19 protein-coding genes and 1 other RNA gene are annotated in these 15,297 nt (G+C 67.6%); 13 read left to right on the forward strand and 7 right to left on the reverse strand.

Features of this window, described 5'->3' with window-relative positions:
* Positions 1-63: 63 nt before the first annotated feature.
* From WOC76_RS16595 to WOC76_RS16615, 5 genes are all read left to right on the forward strand, one after another.
* Positions 64-1,548 carry a D-alanyl-D-alanine carboxypeptidase family protein gene (locus tag WOC76_RS16595; RefSeq protein ID WP_341105297.1) on the forward strand — a complete coding sequence of 495 codons (1,485 nt, stop codon included), beginning with the start codon at positions 64-66 and terminating at the stop codon, positions 1,546-1,548.
* The gene (locus tag WOC76_RS16600) at positions 1,545-2,699 is read left to right on the forward strand and encodes a CobW family GTP-binding protein (protein WP_341105295.1); all 1,155 of its coding nucleotides are present in this window, start codon (positions 1,545-1,547) and stop codon (positions 2,697-2,699) included. The genes WOC76_RS16595 and WOC76_RS16600 overlap by 4 nt, the downstream gene beginning before the upstream one ends.
* Before the next feature lie 92 nt (positions 2,700-2,791).
* A complete protein-coding gene (locus WOC76_RS16605) occupies positions 2,792-3,565 on the forward strand; it encodes a ComF family protein (protein ID WP_341105293.1) in 774 nt (257 codons plus the stop codon).
* A 53-nt stretch (positions 3,566-3,618) separates the two neighbouring features.
* A complete protein-coding gene (gene grxC, locus WOC76_RS16610; protein WP_341105292.1) occupies positions 3,619-3,888 on the forward strand; it encodes a glutaredoxin 3 in 270 nt (89 codons plus the stop codon).
* Positions 3,885-4,283 carry a DUF1178 family protein gene (locus WOC76_RS16615; RefSeq protein WP_341105291.1) on the forward strand — a complete coding sequence of 133 codons (399 nt, stop codon included), beginning with the start codon at positions 3,885-3,887 and terminating at the stop codon, positions 4,281-4,283. The genes grxC and WOC76_RS16615 overlap by 4 nt, the downstream gene beginning before the upstream one ends.
* A gap of 10 nt (positions 4,284-4,293) precedes the next feature.
* Here WOC76_RS16615 and WOC76_RS16620 read toward each other — a convergent pair whose 3' ends face one another.
* The gene (locus WOC76_RS16620; RefSeq protein ID WP_341105290.1) at positions 4,294-4,998 is read right to left on the reverse strand and encodes an NAD-dependent deacylase; all 705 of its coding nucleotides are present in this window, start codon (positions 4,996-4,998) and stop codon (positions 4,294-4,296) included.
* Between the two features lie 131 nt (positions 4,999-5,129).
* On the opposite strand from WOC76_RS16620, the gene smbP reads away from it, so the two are divergent.
* The 5 genes from smbP (at position 5,130) to WOC76_RS16645 (ending at position 10,232) form a co-directional block, all read left to right on the forward strand.
* Complete coding sequence (smbP, locus tag WOC76_RS16625) at positions 5,130-5,495, forward strand: small metal-binding protein SmbP (RefSeq protein WP_341105289.1); 366 nt, start codon at positions 5,130-5,132, stop codon at positions 5,493-5,495.
* 89 nt (positions 5,496-5,584) lie between these two features.
* Positions 5,585-7,906 carry an ATP-dependent helicase gene (locus WOC76_RS16630; RefSeq protein WP_341431504.1) on the forward strand — a complete coding sequence of 774 codons (2,322 nt, stop codon included), beginning with the start codon at positions 5,585-5,587 and terminating at the stop codon, positions 7,904-7,906.
* Positions 7,840-8,088, forward strand: a complete 249-nt coding sequence (locus tag WOC76_RS16635) for a type II toxin-antitoxin system HicA family toxin (protein WP_341431505.1) — start codon at positions 7,840-7,842, stop codon at positions 8,086-8,088. The genes WOC76_RS16630 and WOC76_RS16635 overlap by 67 nt, the downstream gene beginning before the upstream one ends.
* A 7-nt stretch (positions 8,089-8,095) precedes the next feature.
* The gene (locus WOC76_RS16640; RefSeq protein ID WP_341105287.1) at positions 8,096-8,380 is read left to right on the forward strand and encodes a type II toxin-antitoxin system HicB family antitoxin; all 285 of its coding nucleotides are present in this window, start codon (positions 8,096-8,098) and stop codon (positions 8,378-8,380) included.
* 259 nt (positions 8,381-8,639) lie between these two features.
* Positions 8,640-10,232 carry a L,D-transpeptidase family protein gene (locus WOC76_RS16645; protein WP_341105285.1) on the forward strand — a complete coding sequence of 531 codons (1,593 nt, stop codon included), beginning with the start codon at positions 8,640-8,642 and terminating at the stop codon, positions 10,230-10,232.
* Position 10,233: 1 nt separating this feature from the next.
* Here WOC76_RS16645 and WOC76_RS16650 read toward each other — a convergent pair whose 3' ends face one another.
* On the reverse strand, positions 10,234-10,896 hold the full coding sequence (locus WOC76_RS16650; protein ID WP_341105283.1) for a class I SAM-dependent methyltransferase: 663 nt from the start codon (positions 10,894-10,896) through the stop codon (positions 10,234-10,236).
* 104 nt (positions 10,897-11,000) lie between these two features.
* Between WOC76_RS16650 and WOC76_RS16655 the strand changes: the two genes are divergently transcribed.
* The 3 genes from WOC76_RS16655 (at position 11,001) to WOC76_RS16665 (ending at position 13,378) form a co-directional block, all read left to right on the forward strand.
* Positions 11,001-12,818, forward strand: a complete 1,818-nt coding sequence (locus WOC76_RS16655) for an ABC-F family ATP-binding cassette domain-containing protein (protein WP_341431506.1) — start codon at positions 11,001-11,003, stop codon at positions 12,816-12,818.
* A 66-nt stretch (positions 12,819-12,884) separates the two neighbouring features.
* Positions 12,885-13,037, forward strand: coding sequence for a hypothetical protein (locus WOC76_RS16660; protein WP_341105280.1), 153 nt, complete (start codon positions 12,885-12,887; stop codon positions 13,035-13,037).
* A gap of 86 nt (positions 13,038-13,123) precedes the next feature.
* A complete protein-coding gene (locus WOC76_RS16665) occupies positions 13,124-13,378 on the forward strand; it encodes a hypothetical protein (protein ID WP_341105278.1) in 255 nt (84 codons plus the stop codon).
* Between the two features lie 4 nt (positions 13,379-13,382).
* Here the strand turns inward: WOC76_RS16665 and WOC76_RS16670 are convergent, their stop codons facing one another.
* The 5 genes from WOC76_RS16670 to WOC76_RS16690 form a co-directional block, all read right to left on the reverse strand.
* On the reverse strand, positions 13,383-13,631 hold the full coding sequence (locus tag WOC76_RS16670) for a ribbon-helix-helix domain-containing protein (protein ID WP_341105276.1): 249 nt from the start codon (positions 13,629-13,631) through the stop codon (positions 13,383-13,385).
* A complete protein-coding gene (locus WOC76_RS16675; protein WP_341105275.1) occupies positions 13,628-13,819 on the reverse strand; it encodes a DUF4169 family protein in 192 nt (63 codons plus the stop codon). Before WOC76_RS16675 ends, WOC76_RS16670 begins: the two co-directional genes overlap by 4 nt.
* Complete coding sequence (locus WOC76_RS16680; RefSeq protein WP_341105273.1) at positions 13,819-14,406, reverse strand: SspB family protein; 588 nt, start codon at positions 14,404-14,406, stop codon at positions 13,819-13,821. The genes WOC76_RS16675 and WOC76_RS16680 overlap by 1 nt, the downstream gene beginning before the upstream one ends.
* 61 nt (positions 14,407-14,467) lie before the next feature.
* Positions 14,468-14,821: a transfer-messenger RNA gene (ssrA, locus tag WOC76_RS16685) on the reverse strand.
* 82 nt (positions 14,822-14,903) lie between these two features.
* Positions 14,904-15,206: a ComEA family DNA-binding protein gene (locus tag WOC76_RS16690; protein WP_341389065.1), complete on the reverse strand. Its 303-nt coding sequence runs from the start codon at positions 15,204-15,206 to the stop codon at positions 14,904-14,906.
* Between the last annotated feature and the right edge of the window lie 91 nt (positions 15,207-15,297).

A 15,297-nucleotide genomic window follows, 5' to 3' on the forward strand; every position in this document is an offset into this window, starting at 1 on the left:
GGATTAACTTTATTTTCCCACCTGCTGCCGCCGGCCGGCGCGACCTACGAGAGGCATTTGCCAATGACGACGTTGAGGAGACTGGCACGTCTCGGCGCATTTGCGTCCGTCCTCGCGACCCTCGCCATTCCCGCCGCGCAGGGCTCGCCTTCGCTCGTCATCGACGTATCCTCGGGCGCGGTGCTCTCGCAGGACCAGCCGACCGCCTCCTGGTATCCCGCGTCGCTGACCAAGCTGATGACCGCCTATGTGGCCCTCGACGCGGTGCGCGCCGGCCGCATCACGATGGACACGCCGCTGATGATGTCGCCGCGCGCCGCCCGCATGGCGCCCTCGAAGATGGGCTTTCGGCCGGGCTCCGAGGTGACGCTGCAGAACGCGCTGATCATGCTGATGGTGAAATCGGCCAATGACATCGCGGTCGCCATCGCGGAGGGCGTCTCGGGCTCGGTCGAGGCCTTCGCCGAGGAGATGAACCACGCCTCGCAAAAGCTCGGCATGACGCAGTCCACCTGGGTCAATCCCAACGGCCTGCCGGATACGCGGCAGGTCACCTCAGCGCGCGATCTCGCGATCCTGGGCCGGGCGCTCTATCTGCAATTTCCCGAATACGCCAACCTCTGGAACATCGGGGCCATGCAGTTCGGCCGGCAGATCCATCCCACGCACAACGGCCTGCTCGGACGCTATCCCGGCGCCGACGGCATGAAGACGGGCTTCACCTGCCCTGCCGGCTTCAATGTCGTCGCCTCCGCCAGCCATGGCAATCAGCGGCTGATCGCCGTCGTGCTCGGCGCGCCGTCCGCCGCCGCGCGCACGGCCAAGGCCGCCGCCCTGCTCGATCGCGGCTTCCAGTCGAGCGCCTCCGGATCGCTCGCCTCGATCGCCGCTCCCGGTCCCGGCCCGGCCCCCGATCTGCGCGACAGCGTCTGCCGCAACCGCGGCCCGGCCATGGCCGAATTCATGAACGAGGTCGAGGACGTCTCCATTCCGATCGGCGGCGGATCGACTGGCGTCCCGCTGCTCGACGCCGCCTCGGCCCAGCAGCGGATCAGCGCCAAGGATCTCGCGCGCCTGCCGCGTCCGCATTTCGATCCGGTGCCCGTCTACGCCGGCCGCGCGCCGGGCTATGCCGGTCCCGTGGCGCGCGCCCGCGCGCCCGGCGCGCCGATCGGCGAGCAGACCGATTATTCCGCCTACGCCAACAACCCCGAGCCCGCGGGCGGCGAAGCCTCGCCGATCAGCCGGGCGGCGCCCGACGCCGTGAACATGCGCCAGGCCAAACGGGGCGCGAAGCGCGCCGCCAAGCGCGTCTCGCCCGTCGCCACGCCGGCGCCCGTCGACGATATCGCCGTGGACGACAAGGCGGCGGGCGACGAAAAGCCGGAGAAGCCGGCAAAGGCCGCCGCCAAAGCCGCCGCCAAGGCCGGCGCCAAAGCCAACGCCACGGGCAAGCCCGCCCAGCCCGCGAAAGCCGCCGCCGCCGCCGCCAAGCCGGCGCCGACCAAGACGCAGACCGCCGCCAAACCGCAGGTCAAGACTCCGTGAGCGACAGCGCCCCAGCGGCGGCCCGCCGGCCGCCGCCGCCTCTTCCCCTGACCATCCTCACCGGATTTCTCGGCGCAGGAAAGACGACGCTGCTCAATGAGCTGCTCGCCGCGCCCGAGCTTTCCGACACGCTCGTCCTCATCAATGAGTTCGGCGAGGTCGGCCTCGACCATCTCTTCATCGAGAAGATCGACGGCGACATGGTGATGATGAGTTCGGGCTGCGTCTGCTGCACGATCCGCGGCGATCTCGTCCATACGCTCGAGGACCTGCTGCGCCGGCTCGACAACGGGCGGATCGCGCCATTCCGCCGCGTCGTGCTGGAGACGACGGGGCTGGCCGATCCGGCCCCGATCCTCCACACGATCATGAGCCACCCCTATCTCGTGATGCGTTTCCGCCTCGACGGCGTCATCGCCGTGGTGGATGCGGTCAATGGCGAGTCGACGCTCGATGCGCATGAGGAGGCCGTGAAGCAGGCGGCCGTCGCCGACCGTCTGGTCGTCACGAAGACCGATCTGGCCGAAGGCGCGGCCCATGAGGAGCGCCTGACCGCGCGTCTGCGCGCCCTCAATCCGACGGCCCGCATCCTCGTCGCGGCGAGAGGCGAGGCCACGCCGCAGGCGCTGCTCGACTGCGGCCTCTACGATCTCGGCGCCAAGACCCCCCGGGTGCGCGACTGGCTCAACGCCGAGGCCGTGGAGGCGCAGGAGCATCACGGTCACGACCATGCGGGCCACGGCCATCACCATCACGACGTCAACCGCCACGACGACCATATTCAGGCCTTCTGCCTGACCGGCGACACGCCCTTCACCCCGCCCTCCTTCGATATTTTCATCGATCTGCTGCGCCACACCCATGGACCGCGCCTGCTGCGCGTGAAGGGAATCGTCGCTCTCTCCGACGCGCCCGAGCGCCCGGTGGTCATCCATGGCGTGCAGCACGTCTTCCATCCGCCGCACCGTCTCGAGGCCTGGCCCGACACGGATCGCCGCACCCGCATCGTCTTCATCGTGAAGGACCTCGACCGCGCCTTCGTCGAGGGCCTCTATGCGGCGCTCATCTCCCGGCCGGCGGTCGATACGCCCGACGCCGAGGCGCTGATGAATAATCCGCTCGCGCCGGCGCGGGGCGGGCTGCTCGGATAGCGCCCCGTCCCCAACCCTTCCCGACGATCTGGAGAGCCCTTCTCCCGCTTTCGGGGGCGGACAGGGACGAGGCCCCGCGTTAAAAAGCAAAGATGCCGCTTCGTCCCGTCAGCCTTGGTCCCCTCGCCGCCGTGGCCAGACGCGCGGGCGCCGCGCTGCTCGACCTGGTCTATCCGCCGGCCTGTCTCGCCTGCCGCCGCGCCGTCGCCGAACATGGCGCGCTCTGCGCCGACTGCTGGCGCGAGGTCGCCTTCATCGAGCGACCATTTTGCGAAAGGCTCGGCACGCCCTTCGAGCAGGATCTCGGACAGGCCGGGTTGATCTCGCCCGAGGCCGCCGCCAATCCGCCCGTCTTCTCGCGGGCGCGGGCCGTCGCGCGCTACGACAGCGACAAGGCGCGCTCGCTCGCGCATCGGCTGAAATATCATGACCGCCTGGAGCTCGCGGGACCGATGGGACGCTGGATGGCCCGCGCCGGGGCCGACCTCCTCGCCGAGGCCGATCTCCTGGCGCCCATTCCCCTGCATCGCCTGCGGCTCGCGGCCAGGCGGTTCAATCAGTCGGCCGAACTCGCCCGAATCGTGTCGCGCGAAAGCGGCGTGCCAGTCGAAACGCTGGCGCTCCTGCGCGTGAAGGCGACGGCCCCACAGGTCGGGCTTTCCCGCGCCCAGCGCGCCGCCAATCTTTCCGGAGCGTTCCGCATCGACCCCGAGCGGGCGTCCCGTCTGGAAGGCCGAAACATTCTCCTCGTCGACGACGTTCTGACGACCGGGGCGACAGCCAACGCCGCGGCGCGCGCGCTGCTTCGCGCCGGCGCGGCGCGCGTCGATCTGCTGGTCTTCGCCCGGGCCGTGACAAGCGCGTGACTTCGGGCGTATAAGCGGTGCAATGAAATCGCCGGACGAGGGCTCAAATCCCAATGGCGCATATCGAGATCTACACGACCCCCACCTGTCCCTACTGCATTGCCGCAAAAAGACTGCTCACAAACAAGGGCGCGGCCTTCGTGGAGATCAGCGTCGCCGGCGATCCGGCCGGACGCCGGGCGATGAGCGAACGCGCCGGCGGCCGCACGACCGTGCCGCAGATCTTCATCAATGGCAGGCATATCGGCGGCTGTGACGACCTTCATGCGCTCGATGGCGCCGGCGGGCTCGACCCGCTGCTTTCGGCGGGGGCGCCGGCATGATCCGCTACGCGCTCGTCTGCGAGGAAGGGCACAATTTCGACGGCTGGTTCCGGGACAGCGAGACTTTTGAGACCCAATCGTCCCAGCGCCTGGTTTCCTGCCCCTACTGCGCCTCGACGAGCGTCACCCGCGCCGTGATGGCGCCCCATGTGGCCCGCGGCGGCCGCGACGCCGAAGCGGCGCGACTGCGCGGAATGATCCGCAAACTGCGCGAGAAGGTCGTCGCCGGGACAGAGGATGTCGGCGAGCGCTTCCCGCAGGAGGCGCGCGGAATGGAGGACGGCGAGATCGAGCGCCGGCCCATAAGGGGCCGCGCCACGTTCGAGGAGGCGAAGGCGCTGCTCGAGGACGGCATAGAGATCCTCCCCCTGCCCGAACTGCCCGGCGACAACTGACCTTTCCCGGCTATCGCAACATCTCCTCGACCCAGGCCGGAACCAGCTCGCTCGCTGCGCCATAGCGCGTCTGATCGAATTGCCCGGCGTTGTCGGAAGGCTCGAGATTGATTTCGCATGTGGCGACGCCGAGCCGGCGCGCCAGCGAGACGAAGCCCGCCGCCGGATAGACGGAGCCCGAGGTTCCGATGGAGACGAAGAGGCTCGCCGCCGCGAGGGCTGCTGTGATCTCCTCCATGTGGAGCGGCGTCTCGCCGAACCAGACCACATGCGGCCGCATGGCGCCGACGCGGCCGCAGTCGCCGCAGCGATCCGCAGTGGAGAGGTCCGCGCGCTGGTCGCGCAGGCCGCCGCAGGCGGCGCAACGCGCTTTCAGCAACTCCCCATGCATATGGATCACCTCCCGCGCGCCGCCGCGTTCGTGCAGATCGTCGATGTTCTGCGTGACGAGCATCGCCGCGCCGCCCCTCGCGGCCATCTCCCGCTGCAACCGGGCCAGCGCGTCATGGGCCGCGTTGGGGCGCGCCGACAGCAGGTTGCGACGGCGGAAATTATAGAATTCGTGAACGGCCTCGGGCGTCCGCGCGAAGGCTTCGGGCGTTGCGAGCGTCATCGGATCGAAGCGCGCCCAGAGGCCCGTCCCCGATGCGTCGCGAAATGTGCCCAGCCCGCTTTCAGCCGAGACGCCCGCCCCGGTCAGCACGAATATGCGCATGACGCCGCTCCTTGTGACCCTCCACGCAGGACAGGCTGATAGGCGATCGGGGGCCAAAAGTTGAGGCCAGCGCAAAAATGCGCAACATGGGCGTCAGTTTCGGCCTGGCCGTTTTCAGGGAGAGCGCAAAAATGACGTCGCGTCGATTGATGATTGTCGCTTTGAGCATGGGGCTCGGCATAGGCCTTGGCCTCGGCCTTTTCGCCCGGCCCGCCGTCGCGGACCCGAACTATCTCGAGGAGGCGATCACGGAGACGCGCGCCGCCATCGACGCGGGCAAGCAGCTTCAGGCCGGCTCCTTCGTCGAACATGCCGAAGACGCGATCGACCGCGCCCGCAGCGCCGTCTGGCAGACGCCCGTCGATCCGATCCGCAAGGGCATCAAATATCTGCGCAAGGCCGTGAAGCTCGCCAAGGGCACGAGCTACGACAAGCGCGTCGCCAAAGCCACGGAACAGGCGGAGCTCGCGCTGCAACAGTTCGAATCGGTCAAGTAACAGAGTCGGCGCCGGCCACGCGGGCGGCAGATCGTGATTCGCGTTCCGTTCTCCTATATGCTGAAAAGTGAATCATCGGGGAGAAACGGTTGTCCGATCTAGACGATTACACGCCGCAGGCCGGCGGGCTCGCCGCCCGCGCCGCGGTGGCGGCGCAGCGGCCGCGCTATCTCGACGGGCTCAATCCGGAGCAGCGCGCGGCGGTCGAGACGCTCGACGGGCCGGTGCTGGTGCTCGCCGGCGCCGGCACGGGCAAGACGCGGGCGCTCACCACGCGCATTGCGCATCTCCTTGCGCTCGGCAAGGCGCGCGCCCACGAGATCCTCGCCGTCACCTTCACCAACAAGGCCGCGCGCGAAATGCGCGAGCGTGTGGAAATGCTCGTCGGCGAGGGCGCGCAGGCCATGCAGTGGCTCGGCACCTTTCACGCCATCAGCGCCAAGATCCTGCGCCGCCACGCCGAGCTCGTGGGGCTCAAGCCCAATTTCACCATTCTCGACACGGACGACCAGATCCGGCTGCTGAAGCAGGTCTTGCAGGCGGAGAACGTCGACGACAAGCGCTGGCCGGCCCGCGCTCTCGCGACGCGCATCGACGGCTGGAAGAACCGGGGCCTTTCGCCGAACCAGGTTCCGGCCGGCGAAGCCGAGAGCTTCGCCAATGGCAAGGGGGCGGCGCTTTACGCGCTCTATCAGGAGCGGCTCAAGATTCTCAACGCCGTCGATTTCGGCGATCTGCTGCTCGAGTCGCTGCGCCTCATGCGCGACAATCCCGACGTCCTCGCCGATTATCAGAAGCGGTTCCGATATATTCTGGTCGATGAATATCAGGACACCAACACCGTCCAATATCTCTGGCTGCGGCTGATGTCGCAGGGGCGGCGCAACGTCTGCTGCGTGGGCGACGACGATCAGAGCATCTACGGCTGGCGCGGCGCGGAAGTGGAAAACATCCTGCGCTTCGAGCAGGATTTTCCGGGCGCAAAAATCGTGCGGCTCGAACGCAATTACCGCTCGACGGGCCATATTCTCGCCGCCGCCTCGCATCTCATCGCGCACAATGAGGGCCGCCTCGGCAAGACGCTCTTCACCGACGGCGAAGAAGGCGAGAAGCCGACGCTCACCGGCGTCTGGGACAGCGAGGAGGAAGCCCGAATCATCGGCGAGGACATCGAGCAACTCCAGCGCCGGGGCCATTCGCTCGAGGACGTCGCGATCCTCGTGCGCGCCTCCTTCCAGATGCGCGAATTCGAGGAGCGTTTCGTCGAGATCGGCCTGCCCTATCGCATCATCGGCGGCCCGCGCTTCTACGAGCGGGCGGAAATCCGCGACGCGCTCGCCTATCTGCGCTGTGTCGCCCAGCCCGCCGACGATCTGGCCTTCGAGCGCATCGTCAATACGCCGAAGCGGGGGCTCGGAGACGCCACGCTGCAAATGCTGCACGAATACGGCCGCCGCGAGCGCGTTCCCCTGATGCAGGCCGCCCGCGTCCTCGTCGAGAGCGAGGAACTGAAAGCGAAACCGCGCGGCGCGCTCAAAAGCCTCATCGCCGACTTCGACCGCTGGCGCGGCCTGATCGACGCAAAGCCGCAGAACGAACTCGCCGAGATGGTGCTGGACGAGTCCGGCTATACGCAGATGTGGCGCGAGGACAAGACGCCGGAAGCCGCCGGGAGGCTCGAAAACCTGAAAGAACTCGTGCGCGCGATGGAGGACTTCCCCGACCTCGCCGCGTTCCTCGAACATGTCTCGCTCGTCATGGAAGCGGAAGAAGGCAAGGAGCAGGCGCGCGTCTCGATCATGACGCTGCACGCCGCCAAGGGCCTCGAATTCGAGACCGTCTATCTCCCCGGCTGGGAGGAGGGGTTGTTCCCGCATCAGCGCTCGCTGGACGAACAGGGCCGCGCGGGTCTCGAAGAGGAGCGGAGGCTCGCTTATGTCGGCCTCACGCGGGCGAAGCGCCGCGCCCGGATCTTCTTCGCGAGCAATCGCCGCATTCGCGGCCTCTGGCAGCCGACCGTCCCCTCGCGCTTCGTCGACAATCTGCCCCCGACCCATGTGGAGGTCGTCGAGGCGCCGAACGGTTCGCACTATGGCGGCTATGGCGTCTCGCGCTTCGCCAATCTCGACGTCTATGGCTCCGACTATTCGACCCCCGGCTGGAAACGCGCCCAGGCCGCGCGGAGAGAGCCGGCCAGCGACAAGCCGGCGCGCTCGAAGCCGCCGCTGACGATCGAGGGCGAAATCATCGCGCGCGCATCGACGGCCTCGAACTATCGCGCGGGCGCGCGCGTGTTTCACCTCAAATTCGGCCCCGGCACCGTGGCGGCGGTCGACGGCAACAAATGCACGGTCGATTTCGACAAGGCCGGGCGCAAGATGGTGCTGGAGAGCTTTTTGCAGGCGCGGTGAGTGACGGAATCCCGCTTCCGTCTCGGACAGGAGGTTGGAGTCTCCTGCGCGTCTCCGGCTCGCACCATGTCTTTCGCAACCCGAAGACAGGCCCCATAATCTCCCTGTCTCACCCGAAGAAAGACCTTGGCTCCGGTCTCGTCTGGACAATCTACAAAGCGGCAGGGTGGCCGAAGGATTGACGTGCGCATGACCCATCACGTCGCCATCGTCGAGGAAGAAGAGGGAAAGGCCGTCGGGGTCTGGTTTCCCGATCTTGCGGGCTGCGTCTCGGCGGGGGACACGGACGACGAAGCCATGGCCAACGCCGCAGAGGCGCTTGCGCTATGGATCGAGGTCGCGGAAGAAAACAATTGTCCTGTCCCGGCGCCGCGCAGCCTCACCGAGCTCAAGCGCGTTCCGGAGATCGCGGAGGACCTTGCCCGCTACATGGTGGCGCTGATCCCCTTGAGGCCCTTGCGTCACGCCGCCTGAGGTCCCCGCGGCGAAGGCGCCGCCCGGCCTTCGCGCTTGGAAAGCCTGCGCGTTCCCTGCCGCCCGCCGCCATGTTGCCCTTGCGCCACAGTCGCGGAAATTCTCGCGGCCTGCGCCCAGGCTGGGCGGCGCGGGATTCACAGGGATGCCGACGCGCGCTAGTTTTTTCCATGAAGGGCTCGCGCGCCGGCGGCGACGCGCCATATCCTTGACAGTTCCCAATCTTCGCGCCGTGCGTCGCTTTCCTTCGGGGGCAGCCATGCTTGCGTATATTGTTCGGTTCGGACTTTCCGGCGTCGCGCTCGCGGCGGCGCTGAGCTCGGCTCAGGCCGCGACGCCGCGCCGTCCGGATCTCCTGGCCCCGCCCGCCACCGTCGCGCTTAGCGGGCTCGACAAGGCCCCGACCGTCGCCCCGCTCGCGGCCGACGCGCTTCCCGCCATAGACGCGCCGCCTCTCGTCGCTCTCACCGCCGCCAAGCTGCGCGTCGTGCCCGCCGCGCCGGACGAACTCGATCTCGCCTGGAGCCTGCTTCCCGACGATCAGCGCGGGCTGGCGCTGGCGCTATCGGACTGGAGCGCCGCGCCCGAGGTCGCCCGCGACGCCGCGCGCCGCGCCCTGCGCGCCAAACTCGCGCGCGCCTATGCCGCGCGCCATTTCGCGCCCTTCTGGACGGAGGGCGCCGGCTGGCGCGAGGCCGCCGGCTCCGCCATTGCGCGCCTGCGCGCGGCGAATGAAGACGGGCTCGACCTGCGCGGCGCGACGATTCCCTCCGCGGAGACGGGCGCCAGCGTCGCCGGCGAGCTGGCCCTTTCCGAGGCTGTCGCCCTCTATGCCCATCAGGCGCGCGGCGGCCGTCTCCAGCCCGAGCGGCTCTCCCGCCTCATCGGCGCAAAGACCGCCCTTCCCGATCCCGCCCGGGCCGTGGCCGAGGTCGCGGACGCGAAGGAGCGCGCGGGCGAGACCCTGCAAAACTTCAACCCGCCCCATTTCGGCTATCAGCAACTGCGCGAGAAACTCGTGGAGTTGCGAACCAACCGCGCCGGCCTGCCGGAGTTCGACGACCGTCTCGCCGCCGCCGAGGCTGGCGTGGCCCAGACCGACGCCCTGCCGCCCGCCAAGGCGAAGCGGCGGCGCATGGAGACGCTGGGCGGCCCGTCGACCTCGCATCTCGAGGCCGAGATCGTCGCCAATATGGAGCGCTGGCGCTGGCTGCCGCGCGACATGGGCGACAACCGGATCGAGGTGAACATCCCCGATTTCGAACTCGCGGTCATTCGCAACGGCGCGGTGGCTCATCGCACCCGCGTGATCGTCGGCAAGGAGCAGACGCCGACGCCAATCTTCTCCGACGAGATGGTCGAGATCATCGTCAATCCGTCGTGGTATGTGCCGCAATCCATCATCCAGAAGGAATGGCGTGGCGGCGTCGGCGCGGGTTACGAGGTTTCCTACCGCAACGGGCAGATGGTCGTGCGCCAGCCGCCGGGCGAGAAGAACGCGCTCGGCCGAGTGAAATTCGTCTTCCCCAACGATTACGCCGTCTATATGCACGACACGCCGTCGCGGGGACTCTTCGCCCAGTCGCATCGCGCCTTCAGCCATGGCTGCATGCGCGTCGATCAGCCCTTCGCTCTGGCCGAAGCCGTGCTCGGACCGGGAAGCGGCTGGTCGCAGGAGCGGGTGAAGCGGCTCGTGGGCGACAGCGAGCGCTATATCAATCTCTCGAAACCCCTGCCCGTGCACATCGTCTATTTCACCGCTTACGTGGACGACGCGGGCCGGCTGGTGCAGCGCCCCGACCTCTATGGTTATTCGGCGCGGGTGCGGAAGGCGCTGGGTTTTTCGAGCTGAGTCACGCCCGCCGTCCCGAAAACAGGGCGGCGCAGCCCACGACCTCGACCGAGACCTCGGCGAAACGCCTCTCCAGCTCGCGGCGCAGCGCCGCAAGATCGTCGCGCGTGTTCGAGAAGACGCCGTCGGAATTGTAATAGTCCATGAGCCAGCGCGCCGCCGCGCTTCTCTCCACGCCGCCCTGCAGCAGGGTCGAGCCGAAGATCACGGCGCCGGGCGCCATCAGCGGCGCGAGATGGTCGAAGACGATCGCCTTGGCGGCCATGTCGCCCGGCAGGCAGTGAAGCAGATAATTGACGGCGACCGAGTCGAAGGGCGCGCCGTCGAAAGAGATCGGCTCCAGCACGTTGCGGATGTGCGTTTCGGGCCGGTAGCGGGCGATGCGCCGGGCGGCGAAGGCCAGCGAATTCGGGTTCAGATCCATCAGCGCAAGGCGCGGATGGGCGGCGGGAAAGCGGCATTTGTCGAGGTAATAGCCGCTACCGACGCCGACATCGAGGTGATTGGCCGTGACATGGCGGTCGTAATGGGCGAGCAGCCGGGGCGTCGGGCATTTCCAGATGAGGCGGTTCGAAACCCACAGCACGCGCAGGTCGTAGAAATTCAGCATTCCGGGCGTGTAGATCGCCTGGCCGGCGGCGATCTCCTCAGGCGTGAAGGACATTTTGCCTCCCTTGCAGATTTGGCCGCGCGAGGGGTGGCAAACCGCGCCGGGCCGTGGAAAAAGGCTCCAACCCCAAGAGAGACACGAGACACGGTTCCCGCGCAATGGCCCCGCCCCCCCTCCTCGCCCTGCAGGGCGTCATGCTCACCCTCGGCGGCAAGCCCTTGCTGGAGGGGGCCGAGCTTTCGGTCGCCCCCGGCGCGCGCATCTGCCTCGTCGGCCGCAACGGCTCCGGCAAATCCACTTTGCTCAAGATCGCCGCCGGCGAGATCGAGGCGGACGCCGGCGTCCGGTTTCTCCAGCCCGGCGCCTCCTTGCGCTATCTGCCGCAGGAGCCGGATTTCTCGGGCTTTTCGACCACGGCGGCCTATGTCGAGGCGGGGCTCGGCCCGCTCGACGATCCGCATGCCGCACGGACGCTGCTCGACGACCTCGGCCTGACGGGCGACGAAGACCCGTCGAAGGTCTCGGGCGGCGAAGCACGCCGGGCGGCGCTCGCCCGCGCGCTGGCGCCGGAGCCCGACATTCTGCTGCTCGACGAACCGACGAACCATCTCGACCTCCCCACCATCCTGTGGCTGGAAGAACGGCTCGACGCGCTGCGCTCGGCGATGGTCATCATCAGCCACGACCGGCGATTCCTTCAGGATCTCACCCGCGAGACCGTCTGGATCGACCGCGGCCGCGCCCGCCATCTCTCGCGCGGCTTCGCCGACTTCGAGGCCTGGCGCGACCGCGAGCTCGAGGAGGAGGAGAAACAGGCGCACAAGCTCGAGCGCAAGATCGTCAATGAGGAGCATTGGCTGCGCCACGGCGTCTCGGGCCGGCGCAAGCGCAATGTGAAGCGGCTGGCCGGGCTCCAGACGCTGCGCGCCGAACGGCGCAACCGCGTCATGCCGACGGGCGAAGTGAAGCTCGAAGCGAGCGAGGCGCAGCTGTCCGGCAAGCTCGTCATCGAGGCGGTGAAGCTGCGCAAAAGCTATGGCGAGCGCGTCATCGTCGACAATTTCACGACGCGCATCCTGCGCGGCGACCGACTCGGCGTCGTCGGCGCCAATGGCGCGGGCAAGACGACGCTCATCTCTCTCCTGACCGGCGCCCTCCCGCCCGACAGCGGCCGGCTGAAGCTCGGCGCCGGGCTCGAAATGGCGACCCTCGACCAGAGCCGCGCCAGCCTGAAGCCCGAGACGACGCTGCAGGACGCCCTCACCGGCGGCGGCTCGGATACGGTCGAAATCAACGGCGAGCGGCGCCACGTCGTCGGCTACATGAAGGACTTTCTCTTCAAGCCCGAACAGGCGCGCACGCCCATCGGCAAGCTCTCGGGCGGGGAGCGGGGCCGCCTCATGCTCGCCCGGGCGCTGGCCAAGCCCTCCAATCTTCTCGTGCTCGACGAGCCGACGAACGACCTCGACCTCGAAACCCTCGACCTCCTCGAGGAGATGCTGGCAGATTATCCCGGCACGCTGATCGTCGTGTCGCACGACCGCGATTTTCTCGACCGGGTCGCGACGAGCGTGCTGGTGAGCGAGGGCGACGGGCGCTGGGTGGAATATGCCGGCGGCTACAGCGACATGGTCGCGCAGCGCGGCCGCGGCGTCGAGGCGCGCGGAAGCGCCGCCTTGCGGGAGGCCCCGAAAGAGAAGGCGCCGAAGGAGAAGCCCGCCGAGCGGCAGCCGGCAAAAGCGAAGCTCTCCTTCAAGGAGCAGCACGCGCTCCAGACCCTCCCCGCCAAAATGGAGGAGCTCAAGGAAAAACGCGCCAAATTGCAGGGGCTTCTCGACGATCCGGAGCTTTATGCGAAAGACCCCGCCAAATTCGCCCGGGCGAGCGAGATGTTCGCAAGCATCGAGGCGGCGCTCGCCGCCGCAGAGGAGGAATGGCTGGAGCTCGAAATCAAGCGCGAGGAGATCGAAGGCTAAAGGTTCGCGCGAGCTTAACAATCTTTAAGACTGCGTTCACGCGGCCAAAAGGGCGGCTGTGTCTCAATGGGCGTCGTCATCGGAGCGGCCTTTGGCGCCGACGCCACCATGCGACAGAACCACAGCAACCGAGCCATTTCCCTGCTCTTGCGCCTCGTGATCCTTGCGGGCGCGTCGCTTCTGTTCCTGCGGGGCCTTTTCTCGGGCGCCGCGCCCTGATCGCCGCTGGCGCGCCACTCGACGCCGTGGATCAGGCCTGTCATTTTGACGGCGACTCTTTTTCGAGCGGCGCGGGAGCGGATGGGATGCGGAGAATTTGGTTTTCGATCGGCGCGCTGTTGCTGGCCGGCGGAGCGCCGGCGCAGGCGCAGGAAACGCCCCGCAACGTCATTGCCGCGCATGTGCGGCTGCAGGGGTATCCCTGCGACGCGCCCAAGAGCGCAAAGCGCGACGCGGCGGCGTCGCGGCCCGATGAAGCCGTGTGGATCCTCGTCTGTGAGAATGCGCGCTACCGGGTCCGCCTCGTGCCCAACATGGCGGATTTCATCGAGCCCTTCTGACGCTTCAGCGCGCCGCCGACATCGCCCGCTCCAGAACGAAAACCCTCAGCGCCGAAGAAAGATTCGCGTCGCCCCGTCCCGCGTCGACCCGCGCGACGAGCGCCGCGAGAGAGATGCCCTCCTGAGCCGCAATGTCCTTCAAGGCGCGCCAAAACGCGTCTTCGAGCGATATGCTGGTCCGATGGCCCGCAATGAGGACCGAATGTTTGACGACGCGGCCGGAGCGGGCGCCCGGCTCGGCCCTGTCGTTCACGCCGGCTCTTCTCCGGGCTCGCGCTTATGCGCGTCGAGCCGTCGCGCCTCCAGGCGCTCTTGCGCGGTCGCCAGCGTCCGCTCGGCGTTGCTGCGCCCGAAGACGGCGCGGTTCTGCTGCGCCTGCGCGTCTTTCTCGCGCCGGGCGCGCTCCTTGCGGGCGCGGCGCAGATTGACGATCTCGCCCATCAGGTCTTTTTGCGGAAGGCGTCGATGGACACGACCTTGGCGTCGCCCTCGCCCTGGCCCTCGGCTTCTTGCGCGGCGGGCGGCTCGGCCTTGTCGGCCGCTCGGGATTTCGAGGGCGCAAGCTTCTCCGCTTTGGCGGGCGCGGCCTTCGCCTCGGCCTTTTCCGCGGTCACGAGGCTCGGGCGGCGCGGCGCTTCTTCTGCGTCCTCGTCTTCCTCTTCCTCGAAATCGGCGGTCTCGAAGCGCAGGCCGAATTCGACGGACGGATCATAGAAGCCGGTGATCGCCGCGTAAGGGATGTAGAGATGTTCGGGAATCGAGCGGAAGGAGAGCGTGACGCCGAACCCCTCTTCGTCCACCACCAAATTGGAATACTGGTGCTGAAGGATGATCGTCAGCTCCTGGGGCCACTGCTCGGCCAGGCGGCGGGAAATCTTCACGTCCGGCGCGTCCGTCCGGAAGCTGATGGTGAAATGATGGTCGCCGGGAAGATAGCCGCTCTCGGCCACATCCCCCAAAACCTTGCGCACCACGCCGCGCATCGCGTCCTGAACGAGAAGGTCGTAACGAATGAGATCGGTCGCCATGCGCTTGTCCCTGGAGCCGATCGTCTCGCACTCCGCCCCGCCGCGGAGACGGGAAAAATGAAGTGGAGGCTTCTGTTGCCAGGCGCCTCCGAGCCCCGCCTAGAAGTGCTAACCCCTAGGGCTTTGATCCCGGTGTGGGCGCCGCATTACGCGGCGACGGCCACCGGAGCATAGTTGTCGTTGGCAACTATAAGGTTTGACCCGATAACGGCGGTATCATGCCGAGCGAAAAAGCACCCTTTACACCCTCGTCGATCCTATTTCGCCCCCGCCGCAGCCCGCCGTGACGGGCTCTGGTGGAGGCGCCGGGTACCGCCCCCGGGTCCGAATGGTTTATTCCGATGTTCGTTTATCGCCATAGCCGCCGTGAAGCGGCAAACCGAATATAGGCGCTCCCCGGAATTTGTGAAAGGGGGCGAAGCGCGGCCGTCAAAGGTCTCGGTGGACAGGCGGAAACGCCCGCCGGCGCGGGCGGGCGCTTCGTTTTGCAGCCGCGCTCAGCGGACGATGAGCTGATCCTTCACAGGGCCGAGAACGTCGCTCGAAACGATTTTTTTCGCTGTGAGGTCCTCGACGCTCTTGAAGGGACGCGCCTTCACGATCGCCTCGGCGACGCTCTTGTTGAACCCCCTGACGGACAGAAGCTGCTCCATCGTCGCGGAGTTGAGATCGAGGCGCTGCGCCTCCGGGGCCATTTTGGTTGACGGCGCCGCGGCGGGAGAGGCTTTCGTTGCCGGACCCTCGGCGAAGGCCGGCGCGGCGGCGAGAAGGGCGACGGCGAGAACAAGCGTGCGAATCATCTTTCGGCTCCTCGGCTCTATCGAGACCGCGTCTCGATGAAGAGGAGCATCGCGTATCCGTGCTGAACAGCTGCTGAGAGCGGCGTTCATG

This window comes from Methylocystis sp. IM3, assembly GCF_038070105.1.
Lineage (GTDB): Bacteria > Pseudomonadota > Alphaproteobacteria > Rhizobiales > Beijerinckiaceae > Methylocystis.